26 protein-coding genes are annotated in these 17,211 nt (G+C 63.2%); 9 read left to right on the top strand and 17 right to left on the bottom strand.

The window, feature by feature from the left end:
- Window positions 1–18 precede the first annotated feature (18 nt).
- Window positions 19–537, top strand: coding sequence for a CinA family protein (locus NATGR_RS09935; RefSeq protein ID WP_005577538.1), 519 nt, complete (start codon window positions 19–21; stop codon window positions 535–537).
- Between the two features lie 67 nt (window positions 538–604).
- The gene (locus NATGR_RS09930; RefSeq protein WP_005577540.1) at window positions 605–1,090 is read left to right on the top strand and encodes a metal-dependent hydrolase; all 486 of its coding nucleotides are present in this window, start codon (window positions 605–607) and stop codon (window positions 1,088–1,090) included.
- A gap of 13 nt (window positions 1,091–1,103) precedes the next feature.
- Here NATGR_RS09930 and NATGR_RS09925 read toward each other — a convergent pair whose 3' ends face one another.
- The gene (locus NATGR_RS09925) at window positions 1,104–2,027 is read right to left on the bottom strand and encodes a DUF7139 domain-containing protein (protein WP_005577543.1); all 924 of its coding nucleotides are present in this window, start codon (window positions 2,025–2,027) and stop codon (window positions 1,104–1,106) included.
- Between the two features lie 177 nt (window positions 2,028–2,204).
- Between NATGR_RS09925 and NATGR_RS09920 the strand changes: the two genes are divergently transcribed.
- From NATGR_RS09920 to NATGR_RS09910, 3 genes are all read left to right on the top strand, one after another.
- On the top strand, window positions 2,205–2,489 hold the full coding sequence (locus tag NATGR_RS09920) for a DUF5789 family protein (RefSeq protein WP_005577545.1): 285 nt from the start codon (window positions 2,205–2,207) through the stop codon (window positions 2,487–2,489).
- Between the two features lie 6 nt (window positions 2,490–2,495).
- A complete protein-coding gene (locus tag NATGR_RS09915) occupies window positions 2,496–3,221 on the top strand; it encodes a CPBP family glutamic-type intramembrane protease (RefSeq protein WP_005577553.1) in 726 nt (241 codons plus the stop codon).
- A 220-nt stretch (window positions 3,222–3,441) separates the two neighbouring features.
- Window positions 3,442–4,509: an AI-2E family transporter gene (locus NATGR_RS09910; RefSeq protein ID WP_005577554.1), complete on the top strand. Its 1,068-nt coding sequence runs from the start codon at window positions 3,442–3,444 to the stop codon at window positions 4,507–4,509.
- Between the two features lie 61 nt (window positions 4,510–4,570).
- Here NATGR_RS09910 and NATGR_RS09905 read toward each other — a convergent pair whose 3' ends face one another.
- The 4 genes from NATGR_RS09905 to NATGR_RS09890 all read right to left on the bottom strand — a co-directional run bounded on the left by NATGR_RS09905 (window position 4,571) and on the right by NATGR_RS09890 (window position 7,662).
- Window positions 4,571–4,879 carry a hypothetical protein gene (locus NATGR_RS09905; protein WP_005577555.1) on the bottom strand — a complete coding sequence of 103 codons (309 nt, stop codon included), beginning with the start codon at window positions 4,877–4,879 and terminating at the stop codon, window positions 4,571–4,573.
- Between the two features lie 62 nt (window positions 4,880–4,941).
- Window positions 4,942–5,934: a transposase gene (locus tag NATGR_RS09900; RefSeq protein ID WP_015233529.1), complete on the bottom strand. Its 993-nt coding sequence runs from the start codon at window positions 5,932–5,934 to the stop codon at window positions 4,942–4,944.
- A gap of 367 nt (window positions 5,935–6,301) precedes the next feature.
- Complete coding sequence (locus NATGR_RS09895; RefSeq protein ID WP_005577563.1) at window positions 6,302–6,625, bottom strand: hypothetical protein; 324 nt, start codon at window positions 6,623–6,625, stop codon at window positions 6,302–6,304.
- A gap of 44 nt (window positions 6,626–6,669) precedes the next feature.
- Window positions 6,670–7,662, bottom strand: a complete 993-nt coding sequence (locus NATGR_RS09890; protein WP_005577564.1) for an NOG1 family protein — start codon at window positions 7,660–7,662, stop codon at window positions 6,670–6,672.
- An 81-nt stretch (window positions 7,663–7,743) separates the two neighbouring features.
- Between NATGR_RS09890 and NATGR_RS09885 the strand changes: the two genes are divergently transcribed.
- Window positions 7,744–8,148: a DUF5518 domain-containing protein gene (locus NATGR_RS09885; protein WP_005577567.1), complete on the top strand. Its 405-nt coding sequence runs from the start codon at window positions 7,744–7,746 to the stop codon at window positions 8,146–8,148.
- Window positions 8,149–8,295: 147 nt separating this feature from the next.
- On the opposite strand, the gene NATGR_RS09880 is transcribed toward NATGR_RS09885, so the two are convergent.
- The 6 genes from NATGR_RS09880 to NATGR_RS09855 form a co-directional block, all read right to left on the bottom strand.
- Entirely contained in the window at window positions 8,296–8,643 is a 348-nt protein-coding gene (locus NATGR_RS09880; RefSeq protein ID WP_005577569.1) for a four-helix bundle copper-binding protein, read from the bottom strand.
- Window positions 8,644–8,735: 92 nt separating this feature from the next.
- The gene (hisE, locus tag NATGR_RS09875; RefSeq protein WP_005577571.1) at window positions 8,736–9,020 is read right to left on the bottom strand and encodes a phosphoribosyl-ATP diphosphatase; all 285 of its coding nucleotides are present in this window, start codon (window positions 9,018–9,020) and stop codon (window positions 8,736–8,738) included.
- Complete coding sequence (locus NATGR_RS09870; protein ID WP_015233528.1) at window positions 9,021–9,488, bottom strand: bifunctional nuclease family protein; 468 nt, start codon at window positions 9,486–9,488, stop codon at window positions 9,021–9,023.
- A gap of 83 nt (window positions 9,489–9,571) precedes the next feature.
- Window positions 9,572–10,189: a pyridoxal 5'-phosphate synthase glutaminase subunit PdxT gene (pdxT, locus tag NATGR_RS09865; RefSeq protein WP_005577575.1), complete on the bottom strand. Its 618-nt coding sequence runs from the start codon at window positions 10,187–10,189 to the stop codon at window positions 9,572–9,574.
- Window positions 10,190–10,340: 151 nt separating this feature from the next.
- Window positions 10,341–10,502, bottom strand: coding sequence for a preprotein translocase subunit Sec61beta (locus NATGR_RS09860; protein WP_005577577.1), 162 nt, complete (start codon window positions 10,500–10,502; stop codon window positions 10,341–10,343).
- Window positions 10,503–10,669: 167 nt separating this feature from the next.
- On the bottom strand, window positions 10,670–11,314 hold the full coding sequence (locus NATGR_RS09855) for a universal stress protein (protein ID WP_005577578.1): 645 nt from the start codon (window positions 11,312–11,314) through the stop codon (window positions 10,670–10,672).
- Between the two features lie 177 nt (window positions 11,315–11,491).
- Between NATGR_RS09855 and NATGR_RS09850 the strand changes: the two genes are divergently transcribed.
- Complete coding sequence (locus NATGR_RS09850) at window positions 11,492–11,761, top strand: thioredoxin family protein (RefSeq protein ID WP_005577580.1); 270 nt, start codon at window positions 11,492–11,494, stop codon at window positions 11,759–11,761.
- A 71-nt stretch (window positions 11,762–11,832) separates the two neighbouring features.
- Here NATGR_RS09850 and npdG read toward each other — a convergent pair whose 3' ends face one another.
- From npdG to NATGR_RS09820, 6 genes are all read right to left on the bottom strand, one after another.
- Window positions 11,833–12,501 (bottom strand): NADPH-dependent F420 reductase, encoded by a 669-nt coding sequence (npdG, locus tag NATGR_RS09845; RefSeq protein ID WP_005577582.1) that lies wholly within the window; start codon window positions 12,499–12,501, stop codon window positions 11,833–11,835.
- Between the two features lie 165 nt (window positions 12,502–12,666).
- Window positions 12,667–14,010 carry a hypothetical protein gene (locus tag NATGR_RS09840; protein WP_005577583.1) on the bottom strand — a complete coding sequence of 448 codons (1,344 nt, stop codon included), beginning with the start codon at window positions 14,008–14,010 and terminating at the stop codon, window positions 12,667–12,669.
- 162 nt (window positions 14,011–14,172) lie between these two features.
- Window positions 14,173–14,430 carry a hypothetical protein gene (locus tag NATGR_RS09835; RefSeq protein WP_005577584.1) on the bottom strand — a complete coding sequence of 86 codons (258 nt, stop codon included), beginning with the start codon at window positions 14,428–14,430 and terminating at the stop codon, window positions 14,173–14,175.
- Between the two features lie 135 nt (window positions 14,431–14,565).
- Window positions 14,566–15,162 (bottom strand): uracil-DNA glycosylase, encoded by a 597-nt coding sequence (locus tag NATGR_RS09830; protein WP_005577585.1) that lies wholly within the window; start codon window positions 15,160–15,162, stop codon window positions 14,566–14,568.
- Between the two features lie 130 nt (window positions 15,163–15,292).
- Window positions 15,293–15,859 carry an endonuclease dU gene (locus NATGR_RS09825; protein ID WP_005577586.1) on the bottom strand — a complete coding sequence of 189 codons (567 nt, stop codon included), beginning with the start codon at window positions 15,857–15,859 and terminating at the stop codon, window positions 15,293–15,295.
- Window positions 15,860–15,870: 11 nt separating this feature from the next.
- Window positions 15,871–16,047 (bottom strand): DUF5786 family protein, encoded by a 177-nt coding sequence (locus NATGR_RS09820; protein ID WP_005577587.1) that lies wholly within the window; start codon window positions 16,045–16,047, stop codon window positions 15,871–15,873.
- Window positions 16,048–16,142: 95 nt separating this feature from the next.
- Between NATGR_RS09820 and NATGR_RS09815 the strand changes: the two genes are divergently transcribed.
- Both NATGR_RS09815 and NATGR_RS09810 read left to right on the top strand, forming a co-directional pair.
- A complete protein-coding gene (locus NATGR_RS09815; protein WP_005577590.1) occupies window positions 16,143–16,754 on the top strand; it encodes an MBL fold metallo-hydrolase in 612 nt (203 codons plus the stop codon).
- 183 nt (window positions 16,755–16,937) lie between these two features.
- Window positions 16,938–17,183, top strand: coding sequence for a hypothetical protein (locus tag NATGR_RS09810; protein ID WP_005577592.1), 246 nt, complete (start codon window positions 16,938–16,940; stop codon window positions 17,181–17,183).
- The last annotated feature ends 28 nt before the right edge of the window (window positions 17,184–17,211 follow it).

Below are 17,211 nucleotides of genomic sequence, written 5' to 3'. Positions count from 1 at the left end.
CACCCCCTCTACTCGAGCATGAACGACGACGTCGACCGCGAACTCCCGATGGAAGTCGCCGACGTGCTCCGGGAGCAAGACGAGACGCTCGCCGTCGCCGAATCGTGTACGGGCGGACTGATCGGCGCGGCGATCACCGCAGTTCCGGGCGCGAGCGACTACTTCGAGGCGGGGCTGACGACGTACGCCTACGGCGCAAAGCGCCGCGAACTGGGCGTCAGCCGCGAGGCGCTCGACGAACACGGAGCCGTCTCCGAACCCGTCGCCCGCGAGATGGCCCGCGGCGTCCGCGACGTCTGCGACGTCACCTGGGGCGTCGCCACGACCGGCATCGCCGGTCCCACCGGCGGCACCGAAGAGAACCCCGTCGGGACGGTCTACATCGGGGTCGCCTACGCCGGCCCGTGGGGGAGCGAAGCCTCCTACGCCACTGTTTCCCGGTACGTGTTCGACGGCGACCGCACCGACATCCGCGCGAAGACCGTCGATCGGGCGCTCGAGACCCTGTTCGAGACAATCGAACGAACGCGTCAGTGAACGGTCGCTCACAGGACCGTCAGCCGAGCAGAAAGTTATTCCCCGCTCGACTCTCCAGTAGCGGATAATGAACAAGCGAGGACACGTTCTCAACGCCGTGCTACTGAGTATCGGGCTTGGCTACCTGCTCGAGCCCGCAGGCGACCTGCAGACGTTCGAAACGATCGTCGCGATCGGCGTCCCCGTTACGCTCGGTGCGATGGTGCCCGACATCGACACGGCCTTCGGGAAACACCGCAAGACGCTGCACAACCTGCCGCTTTTGATCGGCTTTTTCCTCTTTCCCGAACTGTTCGACAACCTCGAGTACGTCTGGATCGGCGTGTTGACCCACTACGTCCTGGACGTGGCAGGGAGCAAGCGAGGCATCGCGCTGTTTTATCCGATCACGAAAACGGAGTACAATCTTCCGATCGGCGTCCCCGTCAGCAGCAGTCGCGCCGATCTGATGACGGTGGTGGTGACGGTACTCGAACTCGTCGTCGCCGCGGCGATCATCTACGATCTGCCCAGAAGAGGATTCGAGATGGTTCGACAGTCGATCGGCCTGTAAGAGGTTCCGATCGTCACTCGCGGTTCGGCTCCCACTCCTGGCAATCGTCCATGTCGTCCATCGCCGTGCCATCGAGCGTACAGTACGGGACGATGCCCGACGACGAGCGAGCGTACTCGAAGTGACGACAGTTCCCACAGTAGCGATCTGTCGGTTCCCGACCCCGATTTCGGGAGCGGTCGTCGCTCGCGGCCGTCGCTGGCCCCGTCTCGTCTAGCGGCGACGTGATGTCTGCAGTCGTCGACCCACCGTCGCTCGTCGCCGGACCGCCGACGGGCGCTGGGTCCGCTGTCCCACCGTCGTCGACGTTCGTCTGCGTCTCGACGTCCCCTTCCGGCGAGATTCCGAACAGGCCGACCCCGCCCGCACCGGCGGGCTCGTCGTCCTCGTCGTCCCCGTCGTCCTCGTCGACCGCGAGGATCGTGTTATGTCGAGTAACGTTCATTTCGAGCATGCCGCCGGGATCGTTTCGCGTCTTGAAGTTGACGATGGCGGTGAACAGACACCAGACCGCCGTAAAGAGCCCCAGGAGGTAGATTGCCGACACCTCGAGCGTGAGTTGGTCGCTCCCGTAGCGCCAGTTTTCGGGGTAGGCATACCAGAAGAGGCAGACACCAAGCAGACAGAGGCTCGCGCTGATCGCGGCCGCAGCGCGGACACGATGGCTGGCGGGCAAGACGATGAAGACGCCGACGAGCGCGGCTGGGACTCCGACCCCCGCGAGCACGCCAGCGACGCGGACGACGGCGAAGTTGTCGGACATGCCCCAGTCGGCGAGTTCGACGACGAAACCGGCAAAGAGGTTGGTCGTCGCGACGAGCACGGCGACGACCGACAGGACTGCCCCCAGCAGAACCAGTGCCGTTCCCGCGTACAGCCGCCGGAGGCTCGTCACCTCCCGTTCGTGTCCCTCGTAGACCTCCGTCAGGCTTGTCATACCCGTGTCTTTTGAGCTCCCCGCACAAAACGATACGTCAGACACGTTTCGGGCTGTGGAGAGGTCAGGGTCGGTGGCCGCCGAAGACGCACCAGGAACCGCGTTCCGCTCCCGTCCGGCGACGAGGGCAACGGTGGAAGCGAAACCTTGAATCGACGCGCTCGCGAACCCCCAACCATGAGCGAGGACGAGGACGACGAACCAGCCGTGACCCTCGGCGAGGCAACTCCGGTCGAAGGCGTACCGCTTGCCCGCGTCAGCTCTCGACTGACCTGGCCCAAAGAAAAAAGCGAACTCGAGCGTCTCGAGGGCGACAGCGTCCTCCGGACGCCCGACGGCCCTCACGAGCTGTCGACCGTTCTCGAGGACGTCGACGAGACGTACTTCCAGCGTCGTCAGGAGTTCGAGGACCACGTCCGCGACGTCGTTGGGACTGGACCGGTTCCGACCGCAGACGACTAACCACCTGTGGCAGGTGAGGAACAGCGATCGCAACGACACAGCCGACAGCGAACCGCTACTGGCTGGCTTCGCGATCAGTTCGACCGTCTCTCCTGGTTCCAGAAATCGCTTCTGACCGGTGCCGTCCTGACGTTGCTGTGGATGCGGTACGTCCCAAGCGGCGACCTCACCGGTCGGGTCGTCGTCGACGCGATTCTCCTGATCGGCGGGCCGTTGACGTTGGGACTGACACACGGCAATCACATCGGCTGGAGGATAAACCGGGTCGCGCTCCGGAACGCTGCGTTGCTCTCGCTTTTCGTCTTCCCCTTCTACCTGGTCGGATCGACTCTGCCGACGATCAGGGCGTTCTACCCGATGTGGGAGACCTCGGCCGCGATGGAGGAGTTTCTCCCCCACGCTGTCAAACTGTTCGTACTAGCACTCGCCGCAGAGACGTACTACCGCGGCTTGCTCTGTGTCGGCGTCAAAGAGATCGGCTTCAAAGCAGTCCTTATCAGCCCGATCGTCTACATGATCCATCACTCTTCGAAACCACCGATCGAGTTCCTGCTGTCCGGCCCGACCGACATCCTCTTCGGCGCAGTCGACTACAAGTCCGACTCGATTCTCCCCTCCGTGATCGCACACGGTGCCGGACTCGTCCTGCTCGACTGGCTCGTCCTCCACGACCCCCTGTTCGATCCAACGCCGGTACTCGAGGCGATCACCTGGCTGCCGATCCCGCTGTGACGACGGTTCCCAGCCGCCGAGAACCCGCTCGAAAAATCTAGTACTCCGCCAAGCGTCGACTGCTGCGTGAACCCAGACGACCGCATTCGGTTTCACTCATCCGTTCAGACTTGCCAAAGAACTAGCACACCCAGGTCGGGTTCACAGAACGAGAAGCCAGTCCCGGCTGTGCTTCCCGCGTAATGTCAACGTTTACGTCATCCCCAACACAAGACGGCGTATGGACGCTCGTACGGCGTTTTTTGGCGCTCTGCTCGTCGCACTGGGGTCGATCGCCGCCTTGCTCGTCGCGCCGCTGTTACAGTACGTGATGGCTGCTGGCCTCCTCGCGTTCGTCCTCTATCCGGTTCATCAACGACTCGAGAAGCGGGTCGACGAACGCGTCTCCGGGCTCGCGTTGACTGCGTTTGCCATCGTCGCCGCAGTCGTTCCGATTCTGTTTTTCTCTATCATCCTCCTCCAGACGACCTTCGACTTTCTGGACGGGTTCGACGAACTGGCTGCCATCGAAACACTTCGCGAGGCCGCGATCGACGCCGGAATCGAAGAAGAAGTACTCGCGTCGATCGAGGCCGAGCTCCTCTCGGAAATCGAAGGCTCGATCGGTGGCGCTGTCGAGGTCGTACTGATGGAGATCGTCGGCCTGTTAAATGCCAGCGTCCGGATGAGTTTCGGCATGCTCGTGCTCGTGTTCGTCCTCTACTACCTGCTCGTCGACGGCCGGACGTTCGTCGCCTGGGTCAGTGCCGTCACCCCGCTCGAGGACGACGTCCGCGAGGAGCTGTTCGACGAGATCGAAGTCGTCACGTGGGCAGTGATCCAGAGTCACGTCCTCGTCGCGCTCGTCGAGGGCATGCTCGGCGGCCTCGGCTTCTACCTGCTCGGCGTCCCCAACGTGACCTTCTGGATGGTCGTGATGATCATCGTCTCTTTCCTGCCGGCGATCGGCGTCTGGCTGGTCTGGGGGCCTGCGGTTATCTACCTCGCAATCACCGCCGATCCCCTGCAGGCAGTCGTGTTGTTCACGTACGGTATCGCCGTCCTCTCGGTAGTCGACAACTATCTGCGTGCACTGTTCGTCGACCACGGCTCCGGGCTCCACCCCGCAGTCGTCCTCGTCGGCGTTATCGGCGGAATCTACCTACTTGGGATTATGGGGCTGTTCCTCGGGCCCGTCCTACTCGCCGTGTTCAAAGCCGGACTAACCGTCTTCAGCCGGGTGACCAACCACGGCGACGAACAAGTCACACTGTCGTCTTCAGAAACAGAGCCGCCACAACCAGAGTGACTGCACCCCGCCAGCGACTCGAGAATGCACCCAAAACGACGGCACCGATCGACACAGACGACTACCGATCGTCGTCCGCTCCCGTGGCGTCGTCGGCTTGCCGTCGCTCCGTTCCCGTTGCTCGATCACGGTCACGGTCACGGTCACGGTCACGGTCACGCTCGTCGATCACAGCCGTCTCGGCCGACTGTCCGGAGTCCGCCGAGTCCTCGAGTTCGGTCTGTAGCTCCTCGAGCGACCGGTCGGCGTCGTACCGAACGTAGCCCGCGTAGAAGAGAACCAGACCGAAGACGATCAGCGGCAGTCCGAACAGCGCGAAAAGCGCCAACAGAAGCGTAACGGGATCGGTCGGGATCGAGGCGAGTAGCATCGTTTCCAAGTGGGTTCCGGTCGTGGAAAGGCGTTTCCGTAGAGGGTGTCATAGAACTCTTCTCACACCGTGATGATCGTACTTCCCGGATTGTCTCCGCGTTCGTAGTTGGTGATTGCGACGACGAGACGAAGGCACAGGGCAAGAAACACCTGAGCCCGTGCGTGGACGCGGCCTCGGGCGTGCGTTCGCCCGAGGCCGCAGTCCTTCACTGATTCGTTGGTTCGTTCGACTCCAGTACGGCGGTTGTACGTCTCATCCAGCGTGGACTGCTTCAGCTGGACGTCCTTGCTGTGTTGTTCGATGCGGTCTTCGACCCTGTACTCGATGTCTTTCGGGTCATCGGTGTTTCGCGCGTTGTACGGAGCGACTGGCACGACCCCTGCGGTCAGCAGGTGGTCGTGCCAGTCGGGCGTGTCGTAGGCGCTGTCACCAACCATCCAAATCGGCTTGGCGACGGCGAGCGCGTCACGCGTGACGCGCATCGCCATCTCCTCTGGCGCTTGTTTACTCTCTGTGAACTCCGCCGCGATCGGGATCTTTTGCCCGGTCGAGACGATCGTACAGCCGTAGCCGTAGTAGTACTCATCGTCGGTTGGATCGTAGCACTTCGACGCATCTTGATCGGCAGGCATCGCCCTCACGTCCGTTGAATCGATGCAGTAGGTCAAGTCGAGCAGGCCGCGGACGGCGGCCTGCTCGACGAGTCGGTCAAAGACTTCGTCAACGACGTGTTCGAGGCCAGTGAGGAAACGATCGACCGCGTCTCTCGACGGCGGTCGATCGAAGCCATAGCTCAGCCAGACAACCGTGTTTTGAAGCTCTCGTTCGACGGGGCGAATACCGTAGATGTCCTTGTAGTAGCAGTGGAGAAAGCCACGCATCAGCTCTGGTGGTTTGTGCTCTCGTGTTCGCCCCGTCTGCGCCGGGGCGAACACGTCGAACTCTTCGAGAAACTTGAAGGAAAGGTGTTCAAACAACGCTAGCGTCTCGGTCTCCGCGACATTGAAGAACGACTCTACCGAAGGATCATCTTGCAGGGTCGCTGAACTCATCCACCTCAGCGTTCACCCTGCTCTTTGGTGTGCTACTCGTTCTATGACACCCTCTCTCTGACGGTTGTTATACTCTCGGGAGCCGGGTAGCTACCGTCGTGCGGTTGCGTCGTCCTTAGTCGGTTTCCTCTCCGACCTACTCGCTCACTACACTCGCTCCTCGAGGTCGAAGGCTCCACCTCGAATTATGCTGATACGGACTGCTGTATCGATGTCCCGGCGCGACTGCGCGCTCCTGCGGTCGCGCCAGAACTGACTGCCAGCAAACCGTCTGACTCCCATCGACCCCGCGCTGAGTCAAAACGGGAGAATCGATCAGCCCTCGTGCAGTCGGGCACAGTCCGACGACCGCGAGGAGAAAAAGCAGTCACTTCGACCACCAGCGTCGGACGCGACGCGCGAAAGATCGACGTTCGTCGTCACCACCAGTCGCGTTCGCTCGCTCGGACGCAGTGTCCGTATCGGACTCTTCGTCGGCAGCGTTACGACGCTGGCGAATCCACGTTCGGGGTCCACCGATCTGGTTGACGAAGTACGTCGGGAGATACAACGCGATCGCTCCGAGAGCGAGAAATCCGACGCCAAGCGGGTCTCCCGAGAACAGATACGAAACGCCGATGACGAACATCGGGCCGGCCATCGAGAGACCAGCCGCTGTCTGTATCATCCAGAGAACGCCTGGCCCTTTCATAGATCGCCGGACGACCGGTACTGCTCACGAGGGAACGACATCGGTTACTCCTCGAACGGCAGTTCGGGCTCGTAGTCGACTGCCGCAACTGCGGCCTCGAGGACCGTCTCGACGTTCTCGTCGGTCTCGACGCTCATGGTGTAGTCGGCGGCCATCTCGTCGGTGTCGGCGTTCCAGACCGCCACGCGGTCGCTTTTGTTCGCCACCGTCAGCACTGGCACCTCCTCGAACTGGACGCCGATCGAATCCCGAAGCTCGAGTTGTGACTCGAGCGGGTAGCCACACTCGCCGCTTGGATCGACCATCACGACCATACAGTCCGCGAGGTGTTCGATGGCGCTGACGGCCTGGGATTCGATCTTGTTGCGGTCTTCCGGCGGGCGGTCGAGCAACCCTGGCGTGTCGACTAGCTGGTAGCGGATGTGGTCTCGCTCGAGGTGGCCGACGCCGATCCCCTTCGTCGTGAACGGGTAGGAAGCGGTTTCGCCACGGGCACGGGTGACGTCGTTGACGAACGAGGATTTGCCGACGTTGGGGTAGCCGGCGACGACGATCGTCGGCTCCTCGGGGTCGATGTCGGGCAAGTCCCGGAGGTCGTTTCGCGCCTCGTTGATATACAGCAAGTCGTCGTCGATCTGTTCGACGATGTCTGCGAGTCGTGCAAAGGCCTGCTTCCGGTGTTTTCGGGCCGTGTCGACGTCGGTCTTTCGGAGCCGTGGCTGGTACTCGTCGTGGATTTCGCGGGCCTTCCGACTTGCCCACATCACTTCAGAGAGGCTCTGGCGTAGCTCGTCGACATCGACGATCACATCTGCGAGTTCGTAATAGAACGGGTGGACATCGTCTTCGTACTCGAAGTCCGGCCACGCGGTGACGACGTTCTCTAAATTGTCCGAGACGATGTTCGACGCCGTCTGGAGCATCGACTGCTGGGCCTCGAGGCCGCCCTGGGCCTTGCCGGCTCGCGCTGCCCGCGAAAACGCCTTGTCGATCAGCTCTTCCGACGTGGGCGTCGTCGGAAGGTCTTCGAAAATCATGTCTCCACGTACGGAGCGCGGTCTTAAAAGGTCGTTCGTTACGAGGCGAGTGTTTATTCTCTCGGCGACCCTCGTGACCGTATGACAAATTGGCGAGCGGTTCTCATCGGGTTTCTCATCACGGCCGTTCTCGGCATCGTTGGACTGACACTACCGGGTGTCGGCCAGCTTGCAGCCGGACTGATCGGCGGCTTCGTCGCCGGCTACGTCGCCGGCGGTGGCTTCCTCCGTGGATTCTGGCACGGACTGCTCGCGGGCGCGCTCGGTGGCCTCCTCGGTGGCCTGTTGATCGCGCTGTTCGTCGCCGTCGCCGGCTGGGCGGCTGGTCCCGCGGGTGGCGTGATGGGCGGTCTCGCTGGACTTGGCATCTTCACCGTAGCAATGCTGGTCGCGTTCGTAATGGCCCTCGAGAGCGCGCTCGCTGGCGCGGTCGGCGGACTGTTCAACCCCCGTCGGCCGCGGAGACGCGAACCGGACTACTACTGATACGGATTACTGTACCGATTTACCGGCGCAACCGCCGCCCGGGTCGCGGTTGTGCCGGAAATAACTTACAGTAAACCGTATGCTTACAGTAAACCGTATGAGAGGGTCACGTAGCGATGACGGAGGAAACCGGGAACGAGAGGTCGCTCAACTCGAGGCCATCTCTCGACAGCTCGCGGCACACTCCGGCAGGATCTCCGCACAGGCCTGGCAGTGGTCGTGGTCGTGGTCTGCACACTCGTCGGCACACGCCTCACAGAGGTCGGCACAGAGTTCGCCCAGTTGCTGGTGATAACCGGAGTTTCTGGCCATGAAGCGTGCGTGTAGCGAGGCGATGTCGGCCACGTCCCGACAGAGCCGGATGCAACGGGCCATCTCCTCGCCCTCGCCCGCACAGGCGTCTGCACACCACTCACAGACCTGGGCCGCCTCGAGACAGTTGTCGATACACTCCTGCATGTGGTCGTCGGCGTGGTCGATCTGTTGGAGCGCCATCCCACTAGCTGGAACGCGGACCACTGTATTCAAGCTGACACGAGCGGCTGCAAGCACTGTGCGTCTCGAAATCCGCTACGGCCGAAATCGACTTACCGACGCGCCTCGAGTTCCGCCTCGAGATCCTCGAGATCCATGTCTTTCATCGAGAGCAAGACGAGCAGGTGGTAGACGATGTCGGCAGCCTCGTAGGCGACCTCGTCGCGGTCGTCGTCTTTCGCTGCGAGTACGAGTTCGGTCGTCTCCTCGCCGAGTTTCTCCAGTACCGCGTTCTCTCCTTTCTCGTGAGTGAACAGCGAGGCGGTGTAGGAGTCCTCGGGTAGTGTCTCCTTGCGGTCCTCGATCACGGCAAACAACTCTTCGAGCGTCTCGTCCATCTACATTTCACCGGTTGCGTTGCGAATGTCTTGCAACTCGTCGAACTTCTCGCTGTCGTCTCGGCCGTTCTCGAAGACGTCCGCCGTGACCTCGATCGAGGCGTTTGTTCTGGCGGCGAGGGCAAGCGAGTCGCTCGGGCGCGCGTCGACGATCGTCTCGCCGCGTGGCGTCTCGAGGTGCAGGTCGGCGATGTAGGTGCCACCCTGCCCGTCCTCGCGTTGCTCGATCTCGCTGACGACGACGCGGTCGATCCTGCTGCCGAGTTCCTCCATCACGTCGAGCATGAGATCGTGCGTCAGCGGTCGCCCGATGTCTTCCGCCTCGAGGCCGCGAGCGATGCTCGTCGCTTCGTCGAACCCGATGAAGATGGGGACGACGTCGTCTTCACCGTCGACAGTGAGAACGACCACCGGAACTGGTCCCTGGGGCGTTCCCGCGACGCGAACCGCGTCGATGGATGCCTGCATGTCTGTACCGATGAGTGCAAGGGAGAAAAACGTGTTCGGTCGCGAATGCATGCACGAGGCCGGTCTGTTTCTCGAACGCCACCCTACGCAGGGTGTTCAGGGCTGGGGACCGACGCTGCCTCGTTCTCGAAGAACGCGAGGTCGTGGATGCGACTGTCGGCCGTCAGTTCCGGGTGAAACGCAGTGGCGACGACCGGACCGGCGCGGACGGCAACCGGTCGCCCGTCCCAGGACGCCAGTACGTCGGCGTCCCCGACGTCGTCGATAGCCGGCGCGCGGATAAAGACCGCCGGGTAGGGGTCCTCGAGTCCCACTACCTCGAGTGGCGCTTCGAAACTGTCGCGTTGGCGGCCGAAGGCGTTGCGTTCGACCGTGACGTCGAGCAGGCCGAGTTCGTCGACGCGGTCGTCACCGGCGTCACTCGAGGCAACGATGAGGCCGGCGCAGGTGGCAAGCAGTGGGCTTCCGTCGTCGACGTGATTCCGAATCTCGGATGCGACTCCCTCGCCGTGGAGCAGTCGCGAGATGGTCGTCGACTCGCCACCGGGAACCGCCAGCAAATCACAGTCGGGGACGATACCGGATTCGCGGATCTCGTGGACGACGACCTCGCGGTCGTGTGCGCTCGCGGCTCGTTCGATCGCATCGACGTGTTCGTCGACATCGCCTTGGACGGCGACGACGCCTGCCTCGAGAGTCATGTGCAGCCATCAGTAGGGACGAGGCGATCAAAAAGGACGCGCATAGGACGTTCCGGTGTTGCCAGCGCGACACCGAACGGCGACAGCCCTGCCACTGGCGGAGTAGTTGCTGGAAAAGACGTTCGAAACTCGTCGGCGCGGCACCGACGGATTACGAGACGAACGTCAACAACTGGACGAGCACGCCCAGCATGACGCCGCTCGCGACGACCGTCTTCGGGTTGATGAGAATCGCGTTCGAGTCCTCCGAGTCAAAGTACCGGACGAGTCCGGCACTGGACATCAGTCCGCCAGTGTTCTGTCCTCTGTCCATACGCGTCCATACGCAGTGACAAAACTAAACCTTTCGACCCGTGTCGGGACGGTTTGCTGTCCGTCAGTGCCGGCACAACCACGCGCCCCTGCGGTCGCGCCGGGACAGCGGGACAGCAGTCCGTCGATTCGATCACGACCCCGAACGTACCCAGTGAGCCGCCGCCGTCACTCCCCGGTCACGTCGGCGATTCGGGCCGTGCCGGACACCCGAGAGACGTAGACGGCGAACGCTCGCTCGGTGGTTGCGGCGCTGACGATCCAGTGACCGCCGACCTCTCGAACGTCATCCGCAATAGTCACCCGGCCGGTATCGATCCCGTCCGCCGCCTCGAGAGCGTCCCGAGCGACCTCGATCGCGGCGTCTGGCTCGTCGACGGGCTCTTCGTCGACAGTCGCCCGCGCGACCAGCACCGAACAGTCCGCGTTGCGCATCACGTGTTCGGCCACGCTCCCGAGCAGGAGTCGATCGACGCCACGCCGGCCGTGGGTCCCCATCACGGCGACATCGATGTCTTCGTGCTCGGTGTACTCGAGGATCACCTCACGGGGGTCCCCATCGACGACGGCCGTCGTGACCTCGAGGTCGTCGGGGGACCGTTCGTCGACCCCATCGACGAGCGTGCGGCCGTGTTCGCGAACCGACTCGACGACCTGACTCCGCGAGAGGTCCAGGGGCGTCCGCTCGTCGACATCGGCCGCGAACAGTACGTGAAGCGTCGCGTCGAACTTGTCTGCGAGTTCGATCGCCTGTTCGACTGCACGCGCTGCAGGATCGCTACCGTCGGTGGGTACCAAGACGTTACGGTACATACGGACACGTTCGAGTGACTCTCATAAGTCACCGTGGTAAATCCCCACTGTACTGGAATGTCACCACAGCTGATTGCTTCTGGGCGATCTGCTCGTCTGCCAGCGGCCGTGAGGAGCGCGGTTGCACCCAACTGGGAAACCCTTATGCGCGCCGCGTTGGAAACTAGAAGTGAACCGATGACTGTCACGCTCAAGGACTTCTATGCAGACTGGTGTGGTCCCTGCAAGACCCAGGACCCGATCCTCGAAGAACTCGAGGAGGACTGGGAGGGCCGGTTTGAAGTGGAGAAAGTAAACGTCGACGAAGAGCAAGACGTCGCCAACGAGTATCAGGTCCGTTCGCTGCCGACGCTGATCATCGAAAACGACGACGGCATCGTCGAGCGTTTCGTCGGCGTCACCCAGCGCGCCGACCTCGAGGAAGCGCTCGAAAAAGCGGGCGCGTAAGGCGACCGACTGTCGACGACCGTTCGTTCGTTTCTGTGCCGAGTCGAGAGCGGTCAGCGGTGCATCGGGAGCTAGACCCAGTTCACGCCGACGTCTTCCATCTCGTCGTTGTACTTCGCGATGTTGATGACCAGCGGCGTGACGCTCTCGACCTCGGCCGAGTTCGCGAGCGGGCCGGCGTCGAGTGCGCGCAGCCCCTCGATTTCGTTCGCGAGGTCGCGGACGAGTTTCTTCGCATCCTCGTCGTCGCCGACGACGAGCGTATCGAGATCGAACTCGACCTCGAGGTCTGTGAGTTTCCCCGCCGCGAGGTTGTGGAACGCGCCGATCACGGGCACCTCGTCGGGCGCTCGCTGGGCGACGAGTTCGGTGACGCTGCCGACGCCCGGCGGATGGTAGTGAAGACCGTCCTCGTCGCCCTGCATGCCGACTGCGGGCGAGACGAGGATCGTGTCCGCGTCGAGGTTGTCGGCGACCGTCTCGACGGTGTCACCGACGTGGTACGGCGGCACCGCGAGGACGGCGACGTCGGCCCGATCGGCTGCCATCTCGTTCGCAAAGCCCTTGACGTTCGCCTCTGTGCGCTGTCGCTCGAGGGCCTTTCCGTAGCTTTCGACTGCGTCCCTGGCCTTCTCCGGGTCCCGTGAGCCGATCAGAATCTCGTGGTCGGTATCGCGCCCGAACCGCAACGCGAGTCCTTCGCCGATGTCGCCGGTGCCACCGAGTAGTGCAATTCGCATACATGTTGCTGGGGCGGCACTCGAATAAAAGGGTGGGGGTTCGGCCGATATCACCGGGAACTGGACGCGACTACCGTTCGGACTCATACGGTTTGCTGTATTCAATTACCGCCGATCGTCGACCCCGTTCTGGCGATCGGCGGTAACTAGTTACAGCAATCCGTATCAGGCGACGGCTTCGACCAGCGTCTCGACTTCGTCGTCGCTGCCCACCACGCGAACCGGGAACTCCTGGTCCCGCTGGACCGGAGACGTCTCGAACTCGAGCGTCGCGGCACCGCTCTCGCCGCCGGCCAGCGAGACAGGCTGGGTGTCGACGAGTTCGGGTTCGTGACCGACGGACAGTTCGAGGACGTCTTCCCTGTACTCCGCTCCCGTGTTCTCGAGGTCGACGATCACCTCGAGACGGTCGCCGGCGGGAACCGGCGAGTTGGTCGTTCGGATCGAGAGCTCGAGTCTTCCGACGGGTTCATCCTGGAGTTCGTCGATGACCCACGCCGACTCCGTGCTGGCGATCGTCCCGTCGGCACAGATCACCCACGGATAGACCCGGCAGGTGTGACAGAACGAGTCCGCAGCGAGCCGTGCGGTGTCTCGCTCTCCCTCGAGTTCCGTGACCCCGAGGATCGTATCGGACTGTGTGAGCCACCAGACAACCCGATCGAGGCTGCCGCCGGAATGGTTCGCCTCGAGTTCGAACTCGACGGGTTCTCCACGCGCGACCGAGATCGTCTCCTCGCTCGGACTAACGGCGTCGACGGTTGGCGCGCCGAGACCGGTCTCCGTGACGTCGACGGTCCAGCGGGCCGCGTAGGTTCCGTCGCCATCCCGAGGGATGACAGCCGCCGCCACCTCGTGCGTGCCGGTTTCGTCGAACGTCTCCCGATGGTAGTGGTAGTCGAACTCGGCGTAGTAGGTCGAGACCCACGGGCCGCCGGCGGGGCCGCTGACGCGTTCGCCGTCGACCCACCAGACAGTCGTCTGGGAGTCCCTCGGTTCGATCGCTCCGGCCTCGAAGATGACGTCGGTGCCCGGCTGGACGGCGAGTTCCGGTTCGGGACGGGCGGTCGGCAACTCCGCCGCGCCTGCGACCTCGACCATCGTCTCGACCACGTCGCCCTCGATCGCTACCCCGACCGGGAACTCGTCGTCGGTCGGGACGGGATACGTGTAGAAGTCGAACCTGACCGTTCGCGTCCCGCCGGCCGAGACCGGCGTCTCCCGGCGACCCACACGCTCCGCGTCGAAGCCGACGAGGAACTCGACCTCCGTCCGGACGCCGTTCGTTCCGTGGTTTTCGACGTCCGCAACCACCCGCAGTCGATCGCCTGCCGGAACCGGCGCGGAGGTCTCGAGGAGCGACACCGCGAGGTTCGATTCTTCCGATTCTATCGGTTCGAACCGTTCGTCTGTGGTCGTTCGATACCGCTCACGTCCCCACCGCCAGGATGTCAGTACTGCACCGCCACTCGAGAGTACGGACAGTACCTGGCGTCGACTCGGCCCCATAATCGGTGCTCGACGCCGAGCGGAGCAAAAACCGGCCGTATCGTTTCGGATTCAAACGGTCGGTTTCGAGGAAAGCGACCGGAAAAGGACCACCGTATCCAGTTCGGAATCGTCGTAGGTGCTGGCTACTCGTTCCGACGGCCACTACTCGAGGAGTCGTAACTACGGCGCGTCTTCCTCGTCCGGATTCATCGACGCCCCCAGTTCGCCGCCGTAGTCGTCGCGGTTCTCGACCTCGCGGAGTCGCTGGCTCACTCGATCCTCGAGTTCTCGGCGACGCGATTCGTCGACGTCGGGGTCGTTGCCGAGCGCGTCTAGGTCTTCGTTGGCAGTCCGAAGGACCGACACTGCTGGTTCGGTCTCGAGTTCGGTCGCCGTCTCGAGTCGTCGCGTTACGTCCTCGAGGGAGAGGTCGGTCATACTCTCACTCCGAGCGCCGTCGGGTTCAAGGGACTGCTGGCACTCGAAACGTCTCGTACGGTCTGCTGTGACGATCGACCGCCGCAACCGCAGGACAGGTCGCTGTTGTGCCATCGATGACTTACAGCAGACGTATCAAAAGCCGTCGAGTCGCGTCTGGCCGCTCTCGCTGCCGTCGGCCCCCGCGAGGTCGGCTGCTCGTTCGATCGTCTCCTCGAAGGTCGCCTCCTGACTCCGGTCGTACAGCGTCGCCGCGGGGTGGACACAGATCAGCAACCGATAGGGCGTTCCGCCGATTCGGACGTTCTCGACCGAGCCCGCCTCCTTCGTCACCGCGACCGAGCGCCCGAGCAGGTGTTCGCTCGGCACCTTCCCCAGCGTCACGATCACCTCCGGATCGAGTCGGTCGATTTCGGTCTCGAGGTACTCCCGGCAGTTCTCGAGTTCTTCGTCGGTCGGATCGCGGTTCTCGGGTGGCCGACAGCGCACGCAGTTGGTGATGCGGACGGTCTCGCGGTCGAGACCGACGATCCGGAGCTGGTCGTCGAGTACGGAGCCGCTGCGGCCGACGAACGGCTCGCCCTGTTCGTCCTCCTGTGCGCCCGGCCCTTCGCCGACGAAGAGGACGTCGGCGTCCTCGGGGCCGGTGCCGTTGACGATCTGACTCCGGCAGTCGACGAGTTTCGGGCACCGCGTACACCCGGTGACCCGAAGGTCCTCCATCGATCCCATGGTGGTGGCTCAGGTGGGCGCCTACTACGTCTTTCGGGTCGCGTCCGACGCGTACCGATTCCTGTCGGTCAGTGCCGGCGCACCCGCGACCCGAAGCGGTTACATCACTACATCGATCCAGCAACCCGTCTCACTCGTCCGCGTCGACGTACTCGTCTGTGGCTCGTGCCGCGAGCCGAGCTACCCGGATCGGTTCCGGGCGTCCACCTTCGGGCGTAAATCCGCGAACGACCTCGGCGGCGGCGTCGTCCTCGAGTCCGCAGGCCCGGACGTAGACCGTCTCGTCGTTTACCGACAGCTCCCGGCGGTCGGGTAACGACCGGTACTGCTCGAGGCGCTGTCGACGCTCCTCGCCGGAGAAGGCGTCTCGAATCCCGGCCTCGAGACCGTCGCTCTCCTCGAAGGTGACGGCGATCACGGGCCGGTCGATAGCCTCGGCAATTTCCGAGAGCGAGAGAAGGTTGTACCACGCAGGTGCGATCGCGCCGACTAGCACGTAGCGAACGTCGGGCCGGCACAGGCGGTCGAGCACGGAGACGATGGCGTCGGTCGCGTCGAACCCGCCGACGGTACACGTGCCGTAGGCGAGTCCGTCGACGACCCGATCGGCCCGGACGATGGCCCCGGCGAGCGTGCTCTGGTTTCGCTCGGCCCGATAGGACTCGGCGATTCCCAGCGCCCGCACACCGGGTTTCATGTCGCCGGCCCTCAACCCTCGTCGTCTTTGATTTCCTGTAACCGATCGAGCAGTTCGTCGCTCGAGGCCCCGTTCTCGAACTCGATCGTGCCCTCGTGGTCGGTTTCGGATGACTGGACCGCGTCGTCGTCGTCAAAATCAGCGTCGACTTCCTGCTGTTCGGATTCGTCGTAACTCCCGAATCCCATACAGGTAATTGTATGCGCTTGGCAGTGAAAAGTTTCGTGGTTGCACGAAAGGCGACGACGCCAGGACTTTACTGTCGGCCGACGAGACGACGACCATGAACGTCTATCACGTTACCGCGGACGCGAACACGTTCACCTGCAACGTCTTTCTCGTGGTTGGCGAGGAGACGACGCTGGTCGACACCGGCGCGTACGAGGGCGTCGTCGATTCGATTCACGAGCACGTCGACGACGTCGATTCGGTGGTGATGACCCACCAGCACGGCGACCACGTCGCCCAGCTCGAGGCCGTCGCCGACGCGTTCGATCCCGACGTCTACGCCGCCGACGACCATCCAGCACGAACTCACGCCCTCGAGGACGGTGACACCGTCCGGATCGGTGATGAGGCGTTCGATGTCGTCTACACGCCCGGCCACGCCGACGATCACGTCGCTTTGGTCTCCGAGACGACCCTGTTCTCTGGTGACGTGGTCGTTCACGACGACGGCGCGTTCGACGACGGGAGTTTCGGCCGAACCGACATGGCTGGACAATCGCGGGAGCGACTCATCGAGAGCATCCGGGAGCTACTCGATCGAATGCCCGACGGAGTCGAGCACATGTACGCCGGCCACGGGGACATCTTCCACGGCGACGTGCGGGACGTGGTGGAGACGGCACTCGAGCGGGCGGAGAAACGGAAGCCGAAGTATCCAGACGAGTAGGACGGTCGGATAAATCAACCGAATTCGTGCCTCGGAGTGACGTCGCAGATGTCCACGTGAATCGCCTCGGGGTCAAGCCCCGGGGCAGTCTCCGGGATTGCTTGTAAACGACACGCCAGGGTTCTCTTCTGGAGCCGTCGACTCGAGTCGAACCGCTCTTTACTCCTCTCGAGAACTACGGATATGAACGACGACCGCGACGGCAACGGGCGAGGGCGGATTCTTCTCCTGACCGTTATCGCAGTTGCCGTTGCGCTCCCGGTCGCCATCACGCAACTCGAGGTGAGCCCACACCGGGTGACCGTCGGGACGGTCGTGGTCACGGCGTTGCTTCTCGTCGGGACCGTCGCCCTTCCGGCGCTCATTCTCACGCGGTGGCGTGCCGACGGCGGCGACGGAAGCGACTACGGCGGACGGAAACGGCGGTAGCACTCGCGTCACTACCGAGAGCCGGCGA

This window comes from Natronobacterium gregoryi SP2 (genome assembly GCF_000230715.2).
In the GTDB taxonomy this organism is placed as follows: Archaea; Halobacteriota; Halobacteria; order Halobacteriales; family Natrialbaceae; genus Natronobacterium; species Natronobacterium gregoryi.
Note: the sequence above shows the minus strand (reverse complement) of the source record. Positions and strands in the feature narration are given on the sequence as shown.

Excerpts from the sequence above, each read along its gene's own strand:
- NATGR_RS09920 (WP_005577545.1), top strand. The coding sequence starts at position 2,205 with ATGAGCGAGGACGAGGACGACGAACCAGCCGTGACCCTCGGCGAGGCA.
- NATGR_RS09820 (WP_005577587.1), bottom strand. The coding sequence starts at position 16,047 with ATGGGATTCGGGAGTTACGACGAATCCGAACAGCAGGAAGTCGACGCT.
- pdxT (WP_005577575.1), bottom strand. The coding sequence starts at position 10,189 with ATGACTCTCGAGGCAGGCGTCGTCGCCGTCCAAGGCGATGTCGACGAA.
- NATGR_RS09925 (WP_005577543.1), bottom strand. The coding sequence starts at position 2,027 with ATGACAAGCCTGACGGAGGTCTACGAGGGACACGAACGGGAGGTGACG.
- NATGR_RS09870 (WP_015233528.1), bottom strand. The coding sequence starts at position 9,488 with ATGCAGGCATCCATCGACGCGGTTCGCGTCGCGGGAACGCCCCAGGGA.
- NATGR_RS09890 (WP_005577564.1), bottom strand. The coding sequence starts at position 7,662 with ATGATTTTCGAAGACCTTCCGACGACGCCCACGTCGGAAGAGCTGATC.
- NATGR_RS09825 (WP_005577586.1), bottom strand. The coding sequence starts at position 15,859 with ATGAAACCCGGTGTGCGGGCGCTGGGAATCGCCGAGTCCTATCGGGCC.
- NATGR_RS09810 (WP_005577592.1), top strand. The coding sequence starts at position 16,938 with ATGAACGACGACCGCGACGGCAACGGGCGAGGGCGGATTCTTCTCCTG.
- NATGR_RS09905 (WP_005577555.1), bottom strand. The coding sequence starts at position 4,879 with ATGCTACTCGCCTCGATCCCGACCGATCCCGTTACGCTTCTGTTGGCG.
- NATGR_RS09895 (WP_005577563.1), bottom strand. The coding sequence starts at position 6,625 with ATGAAAGGGCCAGGCGTTCTCTGGATGATACAGACAGCGGCTGGTCTC.
- NATGR_RS09815 (WP_005577590.1), top strand. The coding sequence starts at position 16,143 with ATGAACGTCTATCACGTTACCGCGGACGCGAACACGTTCACCTGCAAC.
- hisE (WP_005577571.1), bottom strand. The coding sequence starts at position 9,020 with ATGGACGAGACGCTCGAAGAGTTGTTTGCCGTGATCGAGGACCGCAAG.
- NATGR_RS09830 (WP_005577585.1), bottom strand. The coding sequence starts at position 15,162 with ATGGGATCGATGGAGGACCTTCGGGTCACCGGGTGTACGCGGTGCCCG.
- NATGR_RS09900 (WP_015233529.1), bottom strand. The coding sequence starts at position 5,934 with ATGAGTTCAGCGACCCTGCAAGATGATCCTTCGGTAGAGTCGTTCTTC.
- NATGR_RS09880 (WP_005577569.1), bottom strand. The coding sequence starts at position 8,643 with ATGGCGCTCCAACAGATCGACCACGCCGACGACCACATGCAGGAGTGT.
- NATGR_RS09855 (WP_005577578.1), bottom strand. The coding sequence starts at position 11,314 with ATGTACCGTAACGTCTTGGTACCCACCGACGGTAGCGATCCTGCAGCG.
- NATGR_RS09860 (WP_005577577.1), bottom strand. The coding sequence starts at position 10,502 with ATGGACAGAGGACAGAACACTGGCGGACTGATGTCCAGTGCCGGACTC.
- npdG (WP_005577582.1), bottom strand. The coding sequence starts at position 12,501 with ATGCGAATTGCACTACTCGGTGGCACCGGCGACATCGGCGAAGGACTC.
- NATGR_RS09910 (WP_005577554.1), top strand. The coding sequence starts at position 3,442 with ATGGACGCTCGTACGGCGTTTTTTGGCGCTCTGCTCGTCGCACTGGGG.
- NATGR_RS09930 (WP_005577540.1), top strand. The coding sequence starts at position 605 with ATGAACAAGCGAGGACACGTTCTCAACGCCGTGCTACTGAGTATCGGG.
- NATGR_RS09840 (WP_005577583.1), bottom strand. The coding sequence starts at position 14,010 with ATGGGGCCGAGTCGACGCCAGGTACTGTCCGTACTCTCGAGTGGCGGT.
- NATGR_RS09935 (WP_005577538.1), top strand. The coding sequence starts at position 19 with ATGAACGACGACGTCGACCGCGAACTCCCGATGGAAGTCGCCGACGTG.
- NATGR_RS09835 (WP_005577584.1), bottom strand. The coding sequence starts at position 14,430 with ATGACCGACCTCTCCCTCGAGGACGTAACGCGACGACTCGAGACGGCG.
- NATGR_RS09885 (WP_005577567.1), top strand. The coding sequence starts at position 7,744 with ATGACAAATTGGCGAGCGGTTCTCATCGGGTTTCTCATCACGGCCGTT.
- NATGR_RS09850 (WP_005577580.1), top strand. The coding sequence starts at position 11,492 with ATGACTGTCACGCTCAAGGACTTCTATGCAGACTGGTGTGGTCCCTGC.